The sequence below is a fragment of the Pseudomonas sp. BS-2016 genome, assembly GCF_001806145.1.
Classification (GTDB): Bacteria; Pseudomonadota; Gammaproteobacteria; order Pseudomonadales; family Pseudomonadaceae; genus Aquipseudomonas; species Aquipseudomonas lundensis.
This window is the reverse complement of sequence record NZ_MLCT01000008.1, coordinates 91597-110355: the sequence shown is the minus strand read 5'-3', so window position 1 is coordinate 110355 and position 18759 is coordinate 91597. Positions and strand designations below refer to the sequence as shown.

The following is an 18759-nucleotide window of genomic DNA, read 5'->3' as shown; positions in this document are numbered from 1 at the left end:
AGGAATCATGCATATAAAATTATCAGGAAATCTGGCACGGTTTATTAGCTATCAGCGAGCACTGGATATTGATGTGGGATGTCGGAATACGGTGGTCGGCGCTATTCATAAGATGGTTGAGCAGTACCCCGCCCTTAATGAAGTGATTTTAGATCGGCAAGGGAATGTGAAGCGAAATTTTCATGTGTCGTTGAACGGGGAAAAGATAAGAGTGGATGAGTTTCATAAAGAAATTGTTAATGATGATCAGCTCGACATTTTTACAGCGATTGCGGGAGGTTAAAGTGAATGCAGAGCGCAGTGTTTCAGCTACCTATGCTGTCGATCCGACATTGTTTACGCCGGTGCAGTTTCATGCGCGAGCTTTACTGGGGTACAGCGTGAATGGTATTTGTGCCTGGTTTATTAAGCATTTGGGTGTGTCGATTGCACAGCAAGTGAGTGAGCACTGTCAGAGTATGGTGGTCGTCGGATGTGAGATAGATTACATTCGTCCGTTTGATTTTTTTGAGGTTGATGAGTTTACGGCAATTCTGGAGAAAGTCCGGGTCAGGCAGTCGAGTGCCTTGCTGGAGTTTTTCCATGTGTTCACCGCCGGTGGTCATGAATTTGCCCGAGTGGTCACGCGCTGGAAAATAGTAAGACTCGAAGGAGATGCGGCGTTATCAGCGGTATCAGGGAATATGAGTGAATCGTTATTGATGCGGTTTAAGCCTATAGAGCTGGATTCATTACCCATTCAGCGAATATTACCGCTGAAGGTTGTCGAGATTGAAACTGTAGGTCAATTATATGTGCAGGGCTCGTATAATCAGATGTTGCACCGGCATCAGTGTGAAGTTGCAGACCAATGGGCATTTCATGAGTTGACCGCGCTGGCGGCGCAGATGCGCGAGCGTGTTGTATTGTCGGCCTCTTCAAGTGAATACCCGATGGGTGAAATACTTGGCAGGCCAATAAAACAGATAACGATGGAGTTAAGTTGCCCTGTTTTCTTATTTGAAGAAATGCTTCTGGAAACGAACGTTTATCTGTTGGAAGCAAAATGGGTGTTTCTTCATCGCATTTATAATCTCGACCGGGCGAAGGCATTGGCGGCGACGGTGATTGAAAGTTTTTGACCGTTCCAAACACAGTCATCAAGCGTGACGGACATGCTGGCGGCTTACCATTCGTCATTCCCAGCAGGTTTTTCTAAACCTTTACCGGCATACGCCTTCAGATTCAATGCAGAGATAAACCTGCCTTTTTCTGGAGGATGTTATGAAAACCCCGAGTGCCACTAAGCGTTTTGTCGCGGGCTGTGCGTTGGCTTATGCCGTGTTCATGGCCGGTTCTGCCGTGGCTGCAAGCCCCGCTGAGTTTGTAGACGAAGCGTCTGCGGCAGGGATTGCGGAAATCGAGAACAGCCGTATGGCGATTCAGAAAACCAAGTCGGTCGATATCAACAGCTATGCCGTGGAAGTGATCAAGGATTACACCGATGCCAACCGTGACCTTAAGGATATTGCTCAGAAGCAAGGGCTGGAGGTGGCGGCTGAAGAAGATGTCTTGAGCAAGGCCAAGACGATGATGCTGCAAGTGCAGGAAGGCGCGTCATTTGATGTGGCGTATGTGGCCAATCAGGTAAAAACCCACGAAGACGCTATTTCGCTCTTTAAGCAGCAAGCTCACCAGTCAACGTCGCCGCAGCTTAAAGCGTTCGCGAAGAAGTATTTGCCAAAGCTGGAAATGCATCTGGACATGGCCAAGAAGTTGGCGACTACCCATCAAAAAGGTGAGGTGGATAAACCGGTCAGTTAATGGCCCCTGTGGCGCTGACGCTGTGGCGCGTCAGCGCACTGTCGCTAGGCCTTGGCGTCGCTTGTTTCTTCGTTGGAGGTGATGACCGTTTCGGTGCAAGTCACCTCCACTGACTGGTTTTCACCGATGCGTTTGTATTGCTTGCGAATATTGTGCAGCTCTTTGGTGTCCAGCGCGTCCAGGTTGAGCACGGCGTTTTGTGCTTCTTTAGTGACGCGCAGCAGTTCATCAATTTTGATATGCAGCACATCGTTGTCGCGGTTCTGGGTATTTTGAATGAGGAACACCATCAGGAACGTGATGATGGTGGTCGAGGTGTTAATGATCAGTTGCCACGTGTCGTTGTAATGAAACCAGGGCCCCGAAACGGCCCATATCACGATCAGTAAAATGGCGATCTGGAATGTTCTGGGGCTTCCTGCCTGCTTGGCAAGTCCTTGGGAAAAGGTATCGAATTTCATCTTGTGCCTCTGAGTGGTCGTTATAACTGGGACCACGGCAGGTGTTTGAAATTCTTTTTTCTTACATCGACCTTTTCATCTCCAGTGGAAACATTGCCCGTTAGGCGGCATCAAGGTTGGGTTGAGCCGGGCAAGGCCGAAGGTGGCGTGACTGAGCGCTCGCCATCGCCTATCGGGCCATTGCCATCCGTGTTCATACCGCCCTGACGGCCTGGATCATTGCCTTGAATGCGTGGATCGACTGACGGGTGCGTCGGGGTGTCCGCATCGTTGTGGATTTTGGAATCCTGATTGATGGTGGGCTCAATCCCTTGGGTCGCTGGCGCGGGGGCGGGCCCTTCGGGAAGGGTCGGGCCGGTGGAAGACGAAGCCGCATAGCTGCTGACGGACACCATGCCCAAGGCAGTGGCGAAAGACAGCTGTTTAATCAAGGTCATCATGAGGTCGACTCCAAAGTGGGGAGGGCTACATGATGTTGGTGTATGAAATGCACAGGTTCGTGCCACCCAAGTGACGAGCGGTTACTCGATAATCGCCGCGTCACCTGAGGCGTCAGGCTCAAACGGCGATGTCGTTGAAGCTGCAGTATTCTTCCCAGCTCATGTCCAGGGCTTCAGCGACTTCCTGATGCACTTCCCGGCGCATCGCGGCCAATTCTTCCGGCGAGCGAGCGATGAGTTCCAGGGCCAGCTCCCAGGCTTCGAGGCCACGGCTTTGGGCTTCGTCGTCAAATGCCCAGAGGATCTGCTGCTGGCGATCCTCGTGGCTGAGGTCTTTCATTTCTTCGATCAGTTCAGGGTGCCCTTTGATGAACGTATCCAGGGCCAGTTCGTTGCGGGATTCTTTAGGGATCATTCGTATTCTCGGGGCCATTCAGGGCAATAAACGACCTGCCAAGACAGGCCGTTTTCAAGGTGTTGAGCATCCTAGCGGCTTCACCCGGTGATGAAAAGCGCCGCAACACGGGCTACCCGACAGGCTGCAGCTTGCTTTCTCGTTGCAGGGCATAACCCCACACTGCGAGGGTCAGGGTCGCGATGACGGCGCCGACCATGACGATGCCCTCCCAACCGTAAACCGGGTAGGTTTGTGCGCCCGCGAGCGAGCCCAGAGCGCCGCCAATGAAATAACAGGTGATGTAACCCGCGTTAAGGCGATTGCGCGCCGCGGGCCGGATTTGAAACACGGCGTTCTGGTTGCTCACATGGACCAGTTGCACAGCAAAGTCCAAGGCCAGCACGCCGATCAACAGGGCGGCCAGCGAGCTACCGGCAAATGCCATGGGCAGCCAGCACGCCAGCAATACCAATAAACCGGCAGTGGTGGCCTGTCGGCCCTTGCCACGGTCAGCCATGCGCCCGGCCCAATTGGCCGCCACCGCACCGACGGCACCCGCGAGGCCGAACAGGCCGATCACGGCGTCTGAATAACCGTAGGGCGGCAGTGCCAGCAGAAAGGCCAGGGGTGTCCAGAACAAGGCAAACAACGAGAATGTCAGCAGGCCCAACAGCGCGCGCAGGCGCAATACCGGCTCTTCGACGAACAGGCGAAATACCGATCCCAGCAGTTTCGGATAGCTCAGCCCTGCACTCTGGTGGTGATTGGGCAGGGCGCAGTACAGCGCGATGGCGCTGATAAGCATGAGCGCGGCGGCCAGCAGGTAAATCGTGCGCCAATCGCCTGCCGAAGAGAGGGCGCCGGCCACGGTGCGTGCCAGCAGAATACCCAGCAGCAGGCCGCTCATCAGTGTGCCTACGACCCGGCCCCGGCTTTGCGGGTCCGTCAGGCTGGCAGCCATGGGCACCAGCACTTGGGCCGAGACAGAAAACAAGCCGGTGACCGCCGTACCCAGCAGCAACAGGGGGAGCGACGGGGCGAAAGCACTCAAGAGCAAGCCCAGCGCGCTTAAGACGGTCATGCTGACGATCAGGCGGCGTTGCTCAAACAGGTCGCCCAGCGGCACCAGTAGCAGCAGGCCGGCGCCATAACTCAACTGGGCGGTGATCACGACCGTACCGGCACTGCTCATGCTCAAGCCCAGCTCTTGGGCGATGGTGTGCAGCAAAGGCTGGGCGTAATAGTTGCTGGCCACGGCCAGGCCCGTCGCAGTGGCCATTAGCATGATCAGGGCAGTGCTCAGGGGTTTGTGAGCGGCAGGGGAGGTGGACATCGACTGTCTCATCAGCATGGAGTGTGGCGTGAAGTATCAGGACTGCTGCCCGTGCATGTCACTGAATATGTCGAAGTTTTTTCCAGGCCAACGACAAAGCCCTTCACCCGGAGGGAGAAGGGCTTTGAAAATGCAGCGTTTCGGCATTGGCCGTGACGGTCGCCGTATCTTAGTTACGGCGGCCCAGCAACAGGCCTACTACCAGACCGAAACCGGCAGAAATCGCAACGGTCTGCCAGGGGTGACCGCCGATGTAATGCTCGGTTGCGTCAACCACCGGCTTGCTGCGTTCGCGAACATTGTTTACGGAGTCCAGTGCCTGCTTGAGTTTCAGGCCCACCTGCGCACGCAGTGTTTCGCCTTCTTCGCCAACCAGCGATGCACTGTCCTTGAGCAGCTTATCCGATTCGGCTATCAGGTCTTGCAGCTCGCTGAAAGCCTGGTCTTTGATTTGGTCTTCAGCGGCTTGTACGGCGTTTTTTCGAGCCATTGCGGTACTCCTTGCAGGTGAAAAGGATGATGAGTTATGGAGTCAATCCGGTCGTGAAAAGTTGCATCTGTTTTGCGGGATGTACGGTGTTGAGCTGACAGCGTAGTTAAAAACCTGGCTGAGACACTTCTTTTGAAGGTGTAAGATGTAACCCAATTTACGCCGCAGGAACCTGTCATGAGCTTCAATCTCGCCAATAAGCCCCTTGCTGAGCGTGCTGCGCTTGAAGATGAAAAATCACGTCTGTTTGACCTTTGGCAGAGCAATCTGGGTAAGGCCAAAGGCGATGCCGCACGTCTGTTCGGTGAGCGTGCCAAGCGCAAAGGCAAATGGGCCGAATGGGTCCGTTCCGAGCTGGACGGCATGTCGCCGCCCGAATACGCAAACATGGTGCGCAGTGAAGTGAACCGTCTGATGGCCGCGGCCAAGTAAAACGCGTAGATGCGGCTGATCAGGCGATCTCCAGCACGCTGAAATGTTGGGATGCGGCCCCGACCTTGATCTGCACCTCGTCGTCGAGGTACTTGCCCAGCAGCGCAGCGCCCAGTGGCGAGCGCGGTGTGATGACGGTGACGGTTTGCCCGTTCGCCTTGAGCGTCAAGCCTGCCGCATCAGGGGCCAGCAGCAGGTATTGCGGGGTGCCCTTGTCTGTTTCGAGACACACCAGCGCCCCGATCTGAATCCCGCGCGCGGGGTCCAGTGGTTCCAGCGACATAGCCTGACAGCGTTTAAGTGCCTGGCGAATTTCCTCTACCCGACGTGCCTGACCTGTTGCCAGATAGGAAGCTTCCAGCCCAAGGGTGTCGTACTTGTTCTCGGCCACATTTTCTTCGTGGGTGGCAGCTTCGTAGGCGGTCTGAGCCGCGCGTTGCAGCACATCGAGATCAACCTCGAGTTTCTCCAGTAACAGGCGGTGTACGTCGATCTTGTTCATAGGCAGGGACGGTCGGGTCTTCGGTTAATTGCAAAAGCGCAGCACGTTGGCGCGGCTTTTGTCGGTCGGTGCGTTCTGATCTTGCTGTAGCCAAAACTGGCAGGTGGGGTTTGCCAGGTTGCGGTTGCTGTCACGCGCCTGCTCCAGCCGTTGCTGCTGTTCGTGTTGATACAGGTTTTGCTGATATTGCTCAAATATCACATTGCTTGGGGCGGGCGGCGGCGTCGATGGCAGTGTCGTCGGGTGCAAGAGGGCGGCTACAGGCGCCAGGGAAGCGGGTCCGGCAGCGCGATAGATCAACCAGCACGTCAGGGCTATCGCTACAAACCCGAACCAAAGCCCAAGGGCAATACAGCCGATCAGGGACAGCGGGCTGAGGGTGACTGACAATCGACGGCGAGCAATCGGACGAGCGGGCATGGCAGCCTCCGGGCGGGCGCGTGGTGTGAGTGAGCGGCGATTGTCGCACGACTGTCGCGCAGATTAATGCGCCATAACGCTTCTGTCCCTGCTGTTTTATGCGGACAATCGGGCCTTTGAATCTTGGAGCCCGGAATGAAAGTCTCCTGGGATATTTTTTGCAGTGTGGTCGACAACTACGGCGACATTGGTGTCACGTGGCGTCTGGCCCGTCAGTTGGCGGCCGAGCATGATCTGGCGGTGCGGTTGTGGGTCGACGATTTACGCGCGTTCGTGCCGCTGTGTCCTGAGGCGGATGCCACAGCCAGTGAACAATGGCAGCAGGGCGTGGAGGTTCGCCAGTGGCCACAGGTCTGGGCGGCGGTGGAGGTGGCCGACGTAGTGATCGAGGCGTTCGGCTGCAAATTGCCAGAGGCTTATTTGCGCGCCATGAAAGAGCGTGTCAGCCCAGCGTTGTGGATCAATCTTGAGTACCTGAGTGCAGAGGACTGGGTGGCCGGCTGTCACGGCTTGCCTTCCCTGCGGCCCGATGGCCTTAAACGCATGTTCTTTTTTCCCGGCTTTGAAGCTGGGACGGGCGGCTTGCTGCGCGAAGGCGATTTACTCGCACGACGTCAGGCCTTTCAGCGGGATCCGCTGGCGCGGCAGGCGTTCCTGCAAGCGTTGGGCGTCTTTCCAGACCCGCAGGCGCGCCTGATCTCATTGTTCGCTTATGAAAACACGGGCCTCGCCAGTTGGCTGTCAGCCTTGTCAGCGGGTCATCGCGCGACGCATTTGCTGGTTCCGCAAGGGCGGATCATGGCGGATCTGCTGCACTGGCTTGACGTTGAAGCGTTACCGCCAGGCACCGTTGAGCGGCGCGGCACGCTGACTGTTCAGGCGTTGCCGTTTGTCCGGCAGGAGAATTACGACCGCATCGTGTGGAGTTGTGACTTCAATGCCGTGCGGGGCGAGGACTCCTTTGTGCGGGCGCAGTGGGCCGCTCGTCCCATGCTTTGGCATATTTACCAGCAAGAAGAGGACGCGCATTGGGTCAAGCTCAAAGCCTTCCTGGCGTTATACGTCAACGGCCTGTCACCGGCCGCCGCGCAGGCGATTACCAACCTGTGGCTGGCCTGGAATGCGGGCGCGGACATGACCAAAAGCTGGAATGACGTAGAAGAACACTGGGAGCAACTGTCCGCCCACGCTGAGCGCTGGTGTCTACAACAGGCAAACCAGGCTGATCTTGCGCAAGCGCTGGTACTGTTTTATAGAAATTGGATATGATACGCGGCCTAGATTTTTGTAAATCTCAATCCAAATTCGGATACTCGCAATGAAAACTGGTAAAGAGCTTAAACCCGGCACAGTCATCAAGCTCGAAAACGACCCTTGGTTGGTTCAGAAAGCTGAATTCACCAAGTCGGGCCGTAACAGCGCGATCATGAAGACCAAGCTGAAGAACCTGCTGACTGGCTACAAGACTGAAATCGTTTACAGCGCTGACGACAAGCTGGACGACGTGATCCTGGACCGTAAAGAAGCGACCCTGTCCTTCATCTCCGGCGACACTTACACGTTCATGGACACCACTGACTACACCATGTACGAGCTGAACGCTGAAGACATCGAAGCCGTTCTGCCTTTCGTTGAAGAAGGCATGACCGATGTTTGCGAAGCCATCTTCTTCGAAGACCGCCTGGTTTCCGTGGAGCTGCCGACCACCATCGTGCGTCAGGTTGACTACACCGAAGGTTCCGCTCGTGGCGATACCTCGGGCAAAGTGATGAAGCCTGCCAAACTGAAAAACGGTACCGAGCTGAGCGTTGCAGATTTCGTTGAAATCGGCGACTGGATCGAGATCGATACCCGTGACGGTGGTTCCTACAAGGGCCGCGCCAAGGTTTAATCCTGGCGTTCACCGCACGACAAAAACCCGACCACAAGGTCGGGTTTTTTTTGCTTCATGAAATCGTGCGCAAGGCCCGGTTTTGAGCTTTGCCACTGGCCTGCGACTGGGTAGCATGGCCGATCACCATGAGGGGCAGTGATGTTGATGGATGTTGTGATGTACACCGCGTTGGGTGTCGCGCTGGGGGCGATGGGCGGATTGTTCGGGATAGGCGGTGGTTTGATTGCCATTCCCGTGCTGGGCCTGTGGTTTGGTCTGGATCAGCAAATGGCGCAAGGCACGGCCTTGGTCATGTCGGTGCCCAATGTGCTGGTGGCGCTGTATCGCTACAACCAGCGCAATCGCATCGACCTGCGTCAGGCGTTACCGCTGGTGGTCATGAGTTTCTGCTTTGCGTGGCTGGGCGCGATGCTCGCGGTAGGGCTGGATCAGCGCATTATTCGGTGGGGATTTGTCGGGTTTTTGCTGGCGATTACGCTCTATAACCTGATCAAGCTGTATGGGGCAGCGGCTCAAGCGCCCACAGGCTCTCGCTACGGCTGGCCATGGTATGGCGCGTTGGGGGCATTGGCGGGAACCACGGGCGGGTTATTTGGCGTAGGCGGCGCCGTCGTCGCGGCGCCCGTGTTGACCAGCGTGTTCGGCACCTCGCAGGTGGTGGCGCAGGGGATGTCGCTGGCCCTGGCGGCACCGAGTACCAGCGTCACGCTGTTGACCTACGCCGTTCATCACGAGGTCAACTGGCTGATGGGGGTGCCTATGGCAATCGGCGGGTTGCTGAGTATCAGTTGGGGCGTAAAAGTTGCTCATGCGCTGCCCGAGCGTGTGCTGCGCGCTTTGTATTGCGGCTTCTTGTTGGTATGCGCCGGGTTGTTGGCCATCAAGGCTTGAAGCCATCGACGATGTAGTGCGCAAAGCATTCAATAATCGGTGAGGGCGTCGTGGTGGGTTTGCGCAGCAATACAATGCTGGCGGACGGCAGCTGAGGCAGATTTTCGGCTTCTGCGACGATGCGCAACCCGGGGGTCAACAGGCTTTCGAGTTGCGCAGTCACGGCCAGCCCCGTACTGACCACAGCATTAATGGCCGCCAGGCTGGCGCTGGTATAAGCGACCCGGTATTCGCGTTGCATCGCATCCAGCGCATTGCAGGCCCAGACCCGGCAAAAACACTCGGTGTTGAACATGGCCAGTGGCAGCGGCGTTTGTTCATGGGGCGTAAAACCTTCGGCCACCATCCACACGAAGCGTTCCTGACGCAGAATCTGTCCTCGCTCTGAGCCTGGCTTGCGGGTGACGATGGTCAAGTCCAGATCGTTACGTTGCAGCAGTAACGCAGATGGCTCGCAATGCACTTCCACATTGATCAGCGGGTAATCCTGAGCGAATCGCGACAGCACCCCGGGCAAAAAACGCATCACATAATCGTCCGGTGAGCCGATTTTGATCGTGCCCACCATGTGCGGCTGGCGCAGGGTATTGAAGACCTCGCCGTGCAATTTCAGAATGCGCCGCGCGTAGCCGAGCAGGACGTGGCCTTCGGTCGTCAGTGAGACATTACGCCCGTCGCGCTGAAAAAGCGGGCATTGAAGGACATCTTCTTCAAGCCGTTTCATTTGCATGCTCACTGCCGATTGCGTGCGGTTGACAACGTCGGCGGCGCGGGTGAAACCGCCATGGTCCGCAATCGCCACGAACGTGCGCAGCAGGTCGGTATCTATGCTGGGGAAATCAGCCATTCATCAATCTCTGAGATGAGTCGCATAAGAAACATTCGTTGGATTGATCTTAGGCGCAGACAGACACTTGAGCCATCCCCCACGAGGACTCAAGCGATGAAAGGCAATAAGGTTTCAGCCGTGTGGTCACGGCTCGTCCGGTGGCACCAGTTAGCCCGCGAACGGGCATGTTTGCGCAGGATCAGTGATGCGACGCTCAAGGATCTGGGGCTGAGCCGCGCGGACGTAGAAATTGAAAGTCATCGGCACTTCTGGGAAGACCCGTTTAACAAATAAACGGGTCCTCATGCGCCCTTGCGCCTGATGCCAGGCGCAACGTTTCAGCGTTTGACTTGCTTGAGGGTTTCGGCAATCAGAAACGCCAGCTCCAATGACTGATCGGCATTCATTCGCGGGTCGCAATGGGTGTGGTAGCGGTCCGACAAGCCATCTTCGGTAATCGGGCGTGAGCCGCCAATGCACTCGGTGACATTTTGCCCGGTCATTTCGATGTGAATGCCGCCGGCGTAACTGCCCTCGGCTTCATGTACCTGGAAGAAGTGTTTCACTTCGCGAAGGATCTGCTCAAAGTCGCGGGTTTTGTAGCCACTGCTGGCCTTGATGGTGTTGCCGTGCATCGGGTCGCAACTCCAGAGCACTTGCTTGCCTGCACCCTCGACCGCACGAATCAACTGTGGCAAGTGATCGCCCACCTTGTCGGCGCCCATGCGCGCGATCAGGTTGAGGCGGCCCGGGTCGTTGTTCGGGTTGAGCGTGTCGATCAGTCGCAGCAAGTCATCGGTGTTCATGCTCGGCCCGACCTTGACCCCGATCGGGTTATGGACCCCGCGCAAAAACTCGACATGCGCGCCGTCCAGCTGGCGCGTACGGTCACCGATCCACAGCATGTGGGCCGAGCAATCGTAGTAATCGTTGGTCAGGCTGTCGCGGCGCACGAAGGCCTCTTCGTAATTGAGCAGCAGCGCTTCGTGGGCAGTGAAGAAACTGGTTTCGCGCAATTGCGGCGAGCTGTCCATGCCGCAGGCGCGCATAAAGGCCAGGGTTTCATCAATGCGGGTGGCCAGTTGGCTGTACTTTTCAGCCAGGGCCGAGTTGGCGATGAAGTCCAGATTCCATTTGTGGACCTGATGCAGGTCGGCAAAACCGCCCTGGGCAAAAGCGCGTAGCAGGTTCAGGGTGGCGGTGGACTGGTTGTAAGCCTGCACCAGGCGTTCGGGGTCTGGTACACGGCTTTTTTCATCAAAACCGATGCCATTGACGATATCGCCGCGATAGGCCGGAAGCGTGATGCCGTTGAGGGTTTCGTCATTGGCCGAGCGCGGTTTGGCGAATTGGCCGGCCATGCGACCGACTTTGACCACCGGGCAACCCGCCGCAAACGTCATGACGATGGCCATTTGCAGTAACACTTTGAACGTGTCGCGAATCTTGGCCGCGGAAAACTCGGCAAAACTTTCAGCGCAATCGCCACCTTGAAGCAGAAAAGCCCGACCCTGTGTGACTTCCGCAAATTGGCGGCGCAACTCGCGTGCTTCGCCTGCAAAGACCAGTGGCGGGTAACTGGCCAGGCTTTGTTCGACCCGCAGCAGGTGCGCGGCGTCAGGGTAGACAGGTTGTTGCTGGATTGGCAGGGCTCGCCAGCTGTCGGGGCTCCAGGATTGGCTCATCGCAGACTCTAATGTGGAAGTGAGGTGGGCCATGGTAGCAGCAAATTAGTGCGTGACCTGTCGCGCTGCTATGGCCGACAATCGCGCCTTTCTGCTCGGCGCCGAGTGGTGGTTTTTTAGTGCGATGCCCGGGTTGTGCCGGGTCGCGGCAAGGAGAGGAAATGTCTGAGGAGCGCGTTGAGCGTCTGCTCGCCGAAGTTCATGATGACTTCGGCATGATTCGGGTGCTTGAAGTGGAGGATTACCGCTTCCTCGAATTTGGCGATGCGATCGAGCAAAGTTGTGTCTTCACCGCTGATCCCAGCTGGCTGGAGTATGACTACACCCGCGCCATGCTGATCGGCGCACTGTGCCATGAAGCCCCTGAAAGTGCCCTGTTTTTAGGGTTGGGCGCAGGCACTCTGACGCAGGCCTGCCTCAAGTTTCTGCCCCTCGACGATGTCGAAGCCATCGAGCTGCGACCTGACGTCCCCCGGCTGGCCATCGAGTACCTGGGCCTGGATGATGACCCCAGGCTTTACATCCGTATCGGGGACGCCCTGGAGTTGCTCGACAGTGCGGAGTCGGCGGACCTCATTTTTGTCGACCTTTATAACGACCTCGGGCCTGCGTCCGGGCACCTGGCCTGGGGGTTCCTTGAAAACTGCCAGAAGAAACTCAATCCCGGCGGCTGGCTGATCATCAATCAGTGGGCCACCGATGATGGCAAACCGTTGGGCGCGGCACTGCTGCGCGGTTTGTACCATCGCCATTACTGGGAGTTGCCGGTGAAGGAGGGCAACGTGATCTTGATGGTGCCTGCGGATCTGGAGCAGACACTGGCGCTGGACGCGGTCACCGGGCGTGCTCAAGCGCTGGCGTCGACGCTGGGGTACTCGCTGGAGCCGTTGATCAAAGCCATTCGCCCTGCCACCTGAATGCGCAAAGATGAAACGTTTTAGCCTTTGGCCCCGAGTGGCCAAGGGTTTGGCGTTTTTTGAACCGGTCAAAATATCCTTAAGGCCCGGTCTATAGAGGCATACAGCGCTTTTTGCCTCAAAAAAACACTTCTTTTTTTTGATAAATCCGGTATAGTGCGCGCCGGCCTTTAGCCGGGCCACGTTTAGGTGTCGCATTTCCCGAAGCACGCTTCGGCTGCTCGTCCGTTTCGCGGACAACCCTGAACGCTCCATTCATTTAAACGTTTTCGCAAATCCCCGCCGACAAAGCAGCCAGGGCGACTCTTGAGTCTTACACGGCATGCGCAGCTTTGGAGCATGGGTCTTTGCGGATGCACTTAGAGGCAGACCCATGACCCAGGAAACCGGCGGCTTCGCCGCTTTTAATCTTAATCCGAATATTCTTGCAGCCGTCGCAGCGACTGGCTACGAAGAACCTTCGGCTATTCAGCAGCAATCGATCCCGATCATCATGGCCGGTCACGACATGATTGGTCAGGCGCAAACCGGTACGGGTAAAACCGCCGCGTTCGCCCTGCCGATCCTGCACCGCATCGATCCTGCTAAGCGCGAGCCGCAAGCCCTGATCCTGGCGCCAACCCGTGAGTTGGCGCTGCAAGTAGCAACCGCTTTCGAAACCTACTCCAAGCAAATGCCTGGCGTAACTGTGGTAGCCGTTTACGGCGGCGCGCCTATGGGCCCACAGCTGAAAGCAATCCGTAATGGCGCACAGATCGTTGTCGCCACACCGGGCCGTCTGTGCGACCACTTGCGTCGTGACGAAAAAGTACTGGCAACCGTGAACCACCTGGTTCTCGACGAAGCTGACGAAATGTTGAAGCTGGGCTTCATGGACGACCTCGAAGTGATCTTCAAGGCTCTGCCATCGACCCGTCAGACCGTTTTGTTCTCCGCGACCCTGCCGCAGTCGATCCGTGCCATTGCTGAGCGCCACCTGCGCGATCCGCAACACGTGAAGATCCAGACCAAGACTCAGACCGTTACCGCGATCGAACAGGCTCACCTGTTGGTTCACGCTGACCAGAAGACCTCGGCTGTATTGAGCCTGCTGGAAGTCGAAGACTTCGACGCCCTGATCATGTTCGTGCGCACCAAGCAAGCGACCCTGGATCTGGCCAGTGCCCTGGAAGCCAAAGGCTACAAAGCCGCTGCGCTGAACGGTGACATCGCCCAGAACCAACGTGAGCGCGTGATCGACTCCCTCAAGGATGGCCGTCTGGACATCGTTGTGGCGACCGACGTAGCAGCACGTGGTCTCGACGTTCCGCGTATCACCCACGTGTTCAACGTTGACATGCCGTACGACCCTGAGTCCTACGTTCACCGTATCGGCCGTACTGGCCGTGCCGGTCGCGAAGGTCGTGCGCTGTTGCTGGTAACGCCGCGTGAGCGTCGCATGCTGCAAGTGATCGAGCGTGTAACCGGTCAAAAGGTTGCTGAAGTTCGCCTGCCGGATGCTCAAGCCGTTCTCGATGCTCGCATCAAGAAGCTGACCAACAGCCTGGCGCCGCTGGTGGCTGATGCCGAATCGACTCACGGTGATCTGCTGGATCGCCTGACTGCCGACATCGGTTGCAGCCCGCGTGCCCTGGCCGCCGCTCTGCTGCGCAAAGCCACCAACGGTCAAGCCCTGGCCCTGGCGGCCATCGAGCGCGAGCGTCCACTGGTGCCGAACAGCGCGCCGCGTGAACGTTCGGGTGATCGTCCTGAGCGTGGTGATCGTGAGCGTCGTGCGCCGGTTCCATTGGCCGAAGGCCGTGCCCGTTGCCGTACCGCGCTGGGTGCGCGTGATGGTATCGCTGCCAAGAACCTGCTGGGCGCTATCCTCAACGAGGGTGGCCTGGCACGTGAAGCCATCGGTCGCATCCAGGTGCGTGACAGCTTCAGCCTGGTAGAACTGCCGGAAGATGGCCTGGAAAAACTGCTGGCCAAGCTGAAAGACACCCGTGTTGCCGGCAAACAGCTCAAGCTGCGCCGCTACCGCGAAGATTAATCACTGCTGCAGTGATTGATCGATAAAAAAATCCCCGACGTGTTCGGGGATTTTTTTTGTCCGGTAGGTGGGTCTACGTCAGGTCGATAGCCTGCCTTCATCCAAACCGATAAATATCCATGCCCAGCGCACCCAGCGTCCAGCCCGCGTGCGCCACGTGAAATGCCCCGCCGGCCCCGCGGGCGAAAAACAGGGGCAGCACGTGCTCATCACTGGGGTGGTTACGCGCGGCATGGGGGGCAGCGCGCCGGTAGTCGTGAAGCGCTGCCTCATCGTCAGCCTCGAGTTTTTCAATCATCCAGTCCCGAAATGCCTTGGCCCACGGTTCGATGCGCTCGGGGCCTGCGTGCCAGTCCAGCTCGCGCAGGTTGTGGGTGATGCTGCCGGAGCCGATCAACAAGATGCCTTCTTCACGCAGACCGGCCAGGGCGCGGCCGATGTGTGTCTGAAAGGCCGGGCCTCGTTGGCTGGGCAGAGAAACCTGCACCACGGGGATATCGGCCTGCGGGTACATCAGGGACAAGGGCACCCAGGTGCCGTGATCAAAAGGGCGTCGCGGGTCCAGTCGGGCCGGTAAACCGTTGTCAGCCAAGCGTTGCGCTACCTTTGCGGCCAGTTGGGGATTCCCTGGGGCCGGGTATTGCACAGCGAACAAGGCAGGGGGGAATCCGCCAAAGTCATGCCAGGTTTCAGGTGCCGCGCCGCTGCTGACAATCAGTTCCGCGCTTTCCCAGTGTGCAGACATGATTACGATAGCGTTCGGGCGCGGCAGTTCGGCGGCCAAACGGGTCAAGGCGGGCCCACTGGCGCCGGGCTCAAGTGCCAGCATTGGCGAGCCATGAGAAATAAACAGGCTGGGAAGCATGAACAGGGCCCTCAGGGTTAAGATGCGTCATCTTCGTTCTGATCAATGATCTAAATCCAATATAAGTTTTAGTGGTTATCCATCGAATTTAAAGGTGAATCATGCAGGCTGACTTTTGGCACGACCGTTGGGAGCGTAATCAGATTGGCTTTCACCTGGAGCAGGTCAATCCCCATTTAGCGCGTTATTGGCCCGACCTCGGCCTTGAGCCTGGAGCGCGTGTGCTGGTGCCGCTGTGCGGGAAAACCCTCGATTTAACGTGGCTGGCGGCACAGGGTTATGAGGTGCTGGGCGTTGAGCTGTCTGAGACAGCGGTGCAGGCGTTTTTCAGCGAACACGACCTCGAACCCAGGGTCAGTCAGCGGGGCGGCTTCAGGGTCTACGAGGCAGGGCCGGTGACGTTGCTGTGTGGTGATTTTTTTGCGTTGAGCGCTGAGGAGGTCGCGGCCTGTTCAGGTGTGTATGACCGCGCGGCCATCATCGCCTTGCCCCCGCAGATGCGAGAGGACTACACGGCCCATCTGACACGCATCTTGCCAGCGCGCTGCCGGGGCCTGTTGATTACCCTTGATTACGAGCAGTCGCAGATGCAAGGCCCGCCGTTTTCCGTGCCCGATGCGGAGGTCCAGCGTCTTTTGGCGGCAGATTGGTCAGTCGAGATCCTTGAGCAACCGGACATCTTGGGCAAGAGCTGGAAGTTTTTGAAAGGCGGTGCAACCCGGTTGGTTGAGCGTGTCTACCGCCTGGAAAAAACGGCCTGACGCGCACTGGACCGATATGAAAAAGGGCGACCGAAGTCGCCCTTTTTTGTTCGCCGTAAACGTTAGCCGCGGCGACGCAGTGCGTCGATACGCTCTTCCAGCGGTGGGTGGCTCATGAACATACGGGCCAGACCTTGTTTGATGCCGCCATTGATACCAAAAGCCGCCAGGCTGTCCGGCATGTGCACAGGCAGGCCCTGTTCGGAGCGCAAGCGTTGCAGGGCGCTGATCATGGCTGCTGTGCCCGCAAGGTGAGCACCTGCTTCGTCAGCCCGGAATTCACGCTTGCGCGAGAACCACATCACAATGGCGCTGGCCAGGAAGCCCAGCACCAGCTCTGCGAAGATCGTTGCCACGTAGTAGGCAATGCCGCGGCCTTCTTCGTTCTTGAAAATCACCTTGTCCACAAAGTTGCCGATGATGCGGGCGAAGAACATCACAAATGTGTTCACCACCCCTTGCACCAGGGCCAGGGTCACCATGTCGCCATTGGCGACGTGGCCGATTTCGTGAGCCAGAACCGCTTTTACTTCATCGGGAGAAAAACGCTCCAGCAGGCCCTGGCTGACAGCAACCAGTGCATCGTTCTTGTTCCAGCCTGTTGCAAAGGCGTTGGCCTCATAGGCGGGGAAAATCCCGACCTCGGGCATTTTGATCCCGGCTTCCCGGGACAATTGCTCAACGGTTTGCATCAGCCATTGTTCATGACGAGTACGGGGTTGAGTGATGACCTGGGTGCTGGTGCTCATTTTCGCCATCCATTTGGAAATGAACAGCGAGAACAAAGATCCTGCGAAACCAAAGACTGCACAGAAAACCAACAGCTGACTGAGGTTCAGATCAACCCCGTTGGCCGCCATGAACCCGTTGAAGCCGAACAGGCTCAGGGTGATGCTGGCAATCAGCACGACCGCCAGGTTAGTGGCCAAAAACAGCAAAATGCGCATCATGGTTGTAAGAATCTCCTCGACTTAAGGTATTGCCGCATGCGGGTATATAAGGTGCTGTTACAGGCTATTCAACCAAGTGACTATTTCAAACTGTGTCCTACAGGCTGATTCTAGTTGCAAGAAAGCCGTTTCCTAATACGGATTGACTTTTTTTAGACGCGAAAATTCGGTTTCGGGTCAATAAATACAAGGCATGGCGATTTTAGCGAGGTGCGGGGAGGGGGGCAGCAGGCGAGCGGATGTGGCGGGTGAAGAATATTTCATACAAAACATGCTGTGCGACATTTGATGTGTCGCACAGCATGTTGGGAAATTACTGACGGTAGGTTTTCAGGAAGTTACCGATTCTGCCGATCGCCTGGTCCAGTTCATCCACCCGTGGCAGCGTGACCACACGGAAATGATCGGGCCACGGCCAGTTAAACGCCGTGCCTTGCACCACCAGCAGTTTTTCCGAAAGCAGCAGGTCCAGGACGAATTTCTCATCGTTGAGGATCGGGCAGACTTTAGGGTCAATCCGCGGGAAGGCATACAAGGCCCCCATGGGCTTCACGCAACTGACGCCCGGGATATCGTTGAGCAACTCCCAAGTGCGGTTGCGTTGTTCGAGCAAGCGACCGTTAGGCAGCACCAGGTCATTAATACTCTGATAACCGCCCAGCGCCGTCTGGATCGCATGCTGACTCGGGACGTTGGCACACAGGCGCATGTTGGCCAGCATGTCGATGCCTTCAATGTAGCTCTGGGCATTGTGTTTGGGGCCGGAAATGGCGATCCAGCCGGAGCGAAAGCCCGCGACGCGATAGGATTTCGACAAACCATTGAAGGTCAGGCACAGGACGTCCGGGGCCAGCGAAGCCGTACAGATGTGCACGGCATCGTCGTACAGGATCTTGTCGTAGATCTCATCAGAGAACACCACGAGGTTGTGTTGGCGTGCGATTTCCAGCATGCCTTGCAGCACTTCTTTGGAGTACACCGCCCCCGTCGGGTTGTTCGGGTTGATGATGACCATGGCCTTGGTGTTCGGAGTAATTTTGGCCTTGATGTCGGCCAGGTCCGGGAACCAGTTGGCCTGTTCGTCGCACAGGTAGTGCACCGGATGGCCGCCTGCCAGTGTTACCGCAGCGGTCCACAGCGGGTAATCAGGGGCCGGGACCAGCACCTCATCGCCATTGTTGAGCAGTGCTTGCAGCGACATCACGATCAGCTCGGACACACCGTTGCCCAGGTAGATGTCTTCAATACCGACGCCTTCGACCTGTTTTTGCTGGTAGTACTGCATCACCGCCTTGCGCGCGCTGAACAAGCCTTTGGAGTCACTGTAGCCCTGCGCGGTGGGCAGGTTGCGGATCACGTCCTGGAGGATTTCATCCGGGGCTTCAAAACCAAATGGCGCCGGGTTGCCGATATTCAGCTTGAGGATGCGATGGCCTTCCTCTTCCAGGCGTTTGGCGTGCTTGAGCACTGGGCCGCGAATGTCATAACAGACGTTGGCGAGCTTGTTTGATTTGCTGACCTGCATGGCGATGTGATCCCGAAAATGAACGATCCAGCCAGAGGTGTTGCCTGACTGGGAAATTCTGTGCCTTCACACAGCGGCAATCCGCGTCGCTTCAACAATCCGTTTGAATGCGGATAACGCGGGTGCCAG

The 18759-nt window shown here is 57.2% G+C and carries 23 protein-coding genes; 11 read left to right on the top strand and 12 right to left on the bottom strand.

The window, feature by feature from the left end; translation table 11 throughout:
• The first annotated feature begins 7 nt into the window (after nt 1-7).
• From BKD70_RS00575 to BKD70_RS00565, 3 genes are all read left to right on the top strand, one after another.
• A complete protein-coding gene (locus BKD70_RS00575; protein WP_047274329.1) occupies nt 8-283 on the top strand; it encodes a MoaD/ThiS family protein in 276 nt (91 codons plus the stop codon).
• On the top strand, nt 240-1121 hold the full coding sequence (locus BKD70_RS00570) for a hypothetical protein (RefSeq protein ID WP_139047494.1): 882 nt from the start codon (nt 240-242) through the stop codon (nt 1119-1121). The genes BKD70_RS00575 and BKD70_RS00570 overlap by 44 nt, the downstream gene beginning before the upstream one ends.
• Nucleotides 1122-1263: 142 nt before the next feature.
• Nucleotides 1264-1803, top strand: coding sequence for a DUF4142 domain-containing protein (locus tag BKD70_RS00565; RefSeq protein ID WP_047273904.1), 540 nt, complete (start codon nt 1264-1266; stop codon nt 1801-1803).
• A 44-nt stretch (nt 1804-1847) separates the two neighbouring features.
• On the opposite strand, the gene BKD70_RS00560 is transcribed toward BKD70_RS00565, so the two are convergent.
• The 5 genes from BKD70_RS00560 to BKD70_RS00540 form a co-directional block, all read right to left on the bottom strand.
• Nucleotides 1848-2264, bottom strand: a complete 417-nt coding sequence (locus BKD70_RS00560) for a low affinity iron permease family protein (protein ID WP_047273906.1) — start codon at nt 2262-2264, stop codon at nt 1848-1850.
• Nucleotides 2265-2374: 110 nt separating this feature from the next.
• Nucleotides 2375-2704: a hypothetical protein gene (locus BKD70_RS00555; RefSeq protein WP_052892147.1), complete on the bottom strand. Its 330-nt coding sequence runs from the start codon at nt 2702-2704 to the stop codon at nt 2375-2377.
• Between the two features lie 118 nt (nt 2705-2822).
• Complete coding sequence (locus BKD70_RS00550) at nt 2823-3119, bottom strand: DUF6388 family protein (protein WP_047273908.1); 297 nt, start codon at nt 3117-3119, stop codon at nt 2823-2825.
• Nucleotides 3120-3231: 112 nt separating this feature from the next.
• Nucleotides 3232-4434, bottom strand: coding sequence for an MFS transporter (locus tag BKD70_RS00545; protein WP_047273910.1), 1203 nt, complete (start codon nt 4432-4434; stop codon nt 3232-3234).
• Between the two features lie 169 nt (nt 4435-4603).
• Nucleotides 4604-4924, bottom strand: a complete 321-nt coding sequence (locus BKD70_RS00540) for a YqjD family protein (RefSeq protein WP_047273911.1) — start codon at nt 4922-4924, stop codon at nt 4604-4606.
• 177 nt (nt 4925-5101) lie between these two features.
• Here BKD70_RS00540 and BKD70_RS00535 point away from each other — a divergent pair, with 177 nt between their 5' ends.
• Complete coding sequence (locus BKD70_RS00535) at nt 5102-5356, top strand: hypothetical protein (RefSeq protein ID WP_047273914.1); 255 nt, start codon at nt 5102-5104, stop codon at nt 5354-5356.
• 19 nt (nt 5357-5375) lie between these two features.
• Here the strand turns inward: BKD70_RS00535 and BKD70_RS00530 are convergent, their stop codons facing one another.
• Both BKD70_RS00530 and BKD70_RS00525 read right to left on the bottom strand, forming a co-directional pair.
• On the bottom strand, nt 5376-5858 hold the full coding sequence (locus tag BKD70_RS00530; RefSeq protein WP_047273916.1) for a GreA/GreB family elongation factor: 483 nt from the start codon (nt 5856-5858) through the stop codon (nt 5376-5378).
• 24 nt (nt 5859-5882) lie between these two features.
• Nucleotides 5883-6278: a hypothetical protein gene (locus BKD70_RS00525; protein ID WP_047273918.1), complete on the bottom strand. Its 396-nt coding sequence runs from the start codon at nt 6276-6278 to the stop codon at nt 5883-5885.
• 135 nt (nt 6279-6413) lie between these two features.
• Between BKD70_RS00525 and earP the strand changes: the two genes are divergently transcribed.
• The 3 genes from earP (at nt 6414) to BKD70_RS00510 (ending at nt 9063) form a co-directional block, all read left to right on the top strand.
• The gene (gene earP / locus BKD70_RS00520; RefSeq protein WP_047273920.1) at nt 6414-7547 is read left to right on the top strand and encodes an elongation factor P maturation arginine rhamnosyltransferase EarP; all 1134 of its coding nucleotides are present in this window, start codon (nt 6414-6416) and stop codon (nt 7545-7547) included.
• A gap of 49 nt (nt 7548-7596) precedes the next feature.
• Nucleotides 7597-8169: an elongation factor P gene (locus BKD70_RS00515; RefSeq protein ID WP_047273922.1), complete on the top strand. Its 573-nt coding sequence runs from the start codon at nt 7597-7599 to the stop codon at nt 8167-8169.
• A 141-nt stretch (nt 8170-8310) separates the two neighbouring features.
• A complete protein-coding gene (locus BKD70_RS00510; RefSeq protein ID WP_047273923.1) occupies nt 8311-9063 on the top strand; it encodes a sulfite exporter TauE/SafE family protein in 753 nt (250 codons plus the stop codon).
• Here the strand turns inward: BKD70_RS00510 and BKD70_RS00505 are convergent.
• The gene (locus tag BKD70_RS00505; RefSeq protein WP_047273925.1) at nt 9053-9910 is read right to left on the bottom strand and encodes a LysR substrate-binding domain-containing protein; all 858 of its coding nucleotides are present in this window, start codon (nt 9908-9910) and stop codon (nt 9053-9055) included. The two genes, BKD70_RS00510 and BKD70_RS00505, sit on opposite strands and share 11 nt — an antisense overlap.
• On the opposite strand from BKD70_RS00505, the gene BKD70_RS25565 reads away from it, so the two are divergent.
• Complete coding sequence (locus BKD70_RS25565) at nt 9848-10186, top strand: DUF1127 domain-containing protein (RefSeq protein ID WP_371913979.1); 339 nt, start codon at nt 9848-9850, stop codon at nt 10184-10186. The genes BKD70_RS00505 and BKD70_RS25565 overlap by 63 nt on opposite strands.
• A 44-nt stretch (nt 10187-10230) precedes the next feature.
• Here BKD70_RS25565 and BKD70_RS00500 read toward each other — a convergent pair whose 3' ends face one another.
• Nucleotides 10231-11577, bottom strand: a complete 1347-nt coding sequence (locus tag BKD70_RS00500) for a class II 3-deoxy-7-phosphoheptulonate synthase (protein WP_047273929.1) — start codon at nt 11575-11577, stop codon at nt 10231-10233.
• Nucleotides 11578-11738: 161 nt separating this feature from the next.
• Here BKD70_RS00500 and BKD70_RS00495 point away from each other — a divergent pair, with 161 nt between their 5' ends.
• Nucleotides 11739-12494 carry a spermidine synthase gene (locus BKD70_RS00495; protein WP_047273931.1) on the top strand — a complete coding sequence of 252 codons (756 nt, stop codon included), beginning with the start codon at nt 11739-11741 and terminating at the stop codon, nt 12492-12494.
• A 373-nt stretch (nt 12495-12867) separates the two neighbouring features.
• On the top strand, nt 12868-14529 hold the full coding sequence (locus BKD70_RS00490; RefSeq protein ID WP_047273933.1) for a DEAD/DEAH box helicase: 1662 nt from the start codon (nt 12868-12870) through the stop codon (nt 14527-14529).
• A 97-nt stretch (nt 14530-14626) separates the two neighbouring features.
• On the opposite strand, the gene BKD70_RS00485 is transcribed toward BKD70_RS00490, so the two are convergent.
• A complete protein-coding gene (locus BKD70_RS00485; protein WP_047273935.1) occupies nt 14627-15394 on the bottom strand; it encodes a class III extradiol ring-cleavage dioxygenase in 768 nt (255 codons plus the stop codon).
• A gap of 101 nt (nt 15395-15495) precedes the next feature.
• On the opposite strand from BKD70_RS00485, the gene BKD70_RS00480 reads away from it, so the two are divergent.
• Nucleotides 15496-16155, top strand: coding sequence for a thiopurine S-methyltransferase (locus BKD70_RS00480; RefSeq protein ID WP_047273937.1), 660 nt, complete (start codon nt 15496-15498; stop codon nt 16153-16155).
• A 62-nt stretch (nt 16156-16217) separates the two neighbouring features.
• On the opposite strand, the gene htpX is transcribed toward BKD70_RS00480, so the two are convergent.
• Entirely contained in the window at nt 16218-17105 is an 888-nt protein-coding gene (gene htpX, locus BKD70_RS00475) for a protease HtpX (protein WP_047273939.1), read from the bottom strand.
• A 313-nt stretch (nt 17106-17418) separates the two neighbouring features.
• Entirely contained in the window at nt 17419-18630 is a 1212-nt protein-coding gene (locus BKD70_RS00470; RefSeq protein ID WP_047273941.1) for a pyridoxal phosphate-dependent aminotransferase, read from the bottom strand.
• Nucleotides 18631-18759: the final 129 nt, after the last annotated feature.

Coding starts and splice junctions, on each gene's coding strand:
- BKD70_RS00500 (WP_047273929.1), bottom strand. CDS start 11,577: ATGAGCCAATCCTGGAGCCCCGACAGCTGGCGAGCCCTGCCAATCCAG.
- BKD70_RS00575 (WP_047274329.1), top strand. CDS start 8: ATGCATATAAAATTATCAGGAAATCTGGCACGGTTTATTAGCTATCAG.
- BKD70_RS00490 (WP_047273933.1), top strand. CDS start 12,868: ATGACCCAGGAAACCGGCGGCTTCGCCGCTTTTAATCTTAATCCGAAT.
- BKD70_RS00525 (WP_047273918.1), bottom strand. CDS start 6,278: ATGCCCGCTCGTCCGATTGCTCGCCGTCGATTGTCAGTCACCCTCAGC.
- BKD70_RS00510 (WP_047273923.1), top strand. CDS start 8,311: ATGTTGATGGATGTTGTGATGTACACCGCGTTGGGTGTCGCGCTGGGG.
- BKD70_RS00555 (WP_052892147.1), bottom strand. CDS start 2,704: ATGATGACCTTGATTAAACAGCTGTCTTTCGCCACTGCCTTGGGCATG.
- BKD70_RS00560 (WP_047273906.1), bottom strand. CDS start 2,264: ATGAAATTCGATACCTTTTCCCAAGGACTTGCCAAGCAGGCAGGAAGC.
- BKD70_RS00550 (WP_047273908.1), bottom strand. CDS start 3,119: ATGATCCCTAAAGAATCCCGCAACGAACTGGCCCTGGATACGTTCATC.
- BKD70_RS00480 (WP_047273937.1), top strand. CDS start 15,496: ATGCAGGCTGACTTTTGGCACGACCGTTGGGAGCGTAATCAGATTGGC.
- earP (WP_047273920.1), top strand. CDS start 6,414: ATGAAAGTCTCCTGGGATATTTTTTGCAGTGTGGTCGACAACTACGGC.
- BKD70_RS00505 (WP_047273925.1), bottom strand. CDS start 9,910: ATGGCTGATTTCCCCAGCATAGATACCGACCTGCTGCGCACGTTCGTG.
- BKD70_RS25565 (WP_371913979.1), top strand. CDS start 9,848: ATGGTCCGCAATCGCCACGAACGTGCGCAGCAGGTCGGTATCTATGCT.
- htpX (WP_047273939.1), bottom strand. CDS start 17,105: ATGATGCGCATTTTGCTGTTTTTGGCCACTAACCTGGCGGTCGTGCTG.
- BKD70_RS00485 (WP_047273935.1), bottom strand. CDS start 15,394: ATGCTTCCCAGCCTGTTTATTTCTCATGGCTCGCCAATGCTGGCACTT.
- BKD70_RS00530 (WP_047273916.1), bottom strand. CDS start 5,858: ATGAACAAGATCGACGTACACCGCCTGTTACTGGAGAAACTCGAGGTT.
- BKD70_RS00570 (WP_139047494.1), top strand. CDS start 240: ATGATGATCAGCTCGACATTTTTACAGCGATTGCGGGAGGTTAAAGTG.
- BKD70_RS00545 (WP_047273910.1), bottom strand. CDS start 4,434: ATGTCCACCTCCCCTGCCGCTCACAAACCCCTGAGCACTGCCCTGATC.
- BKD70_RS00470 (WP_047273941.1), bottom strand. CDS start 18,630: ATGCAGGTCAGCAAATCAAACAAGCTCGCCAACGTCTGTTATGACATT.
- BKD70_RS00515 (WP_047273922.1), top strand. CDS start 7,597: ATGAAAACTGGTAAAGAGCTTAAACCCGGCACAGTCATCAAGCTCGAA.
- BKD70_RS00565 (WP_047273904.1), top strand. CDS start 1,264: ATGAAAACCCCGAGTGCCACTAAGCGTTTTGTCGCGGGCTGTGCGTTG.
- BKD70_RS00540 (WP_047273911.1), bottom strand. CDS start 4,924: ATGGCTCGAAAAAACGCCGTACAAGCCGCTGAAGACCAAATCAAAGAC.
- BKD70_RS00535 (WP_047273914.1), top strand. CDS start 5,102: ATGAGCTTCAATCTCGCCAATAAGCCCCTTGCTGAGCGTGCTGCGCTT.
- BKD70_RS00495 (WP_047273931.1), top strand. CDS start 11,739: ATGTCTGAGGAGCGCGTTGAGCGTCTGCTCGCCGAAGTTCATGATGAC.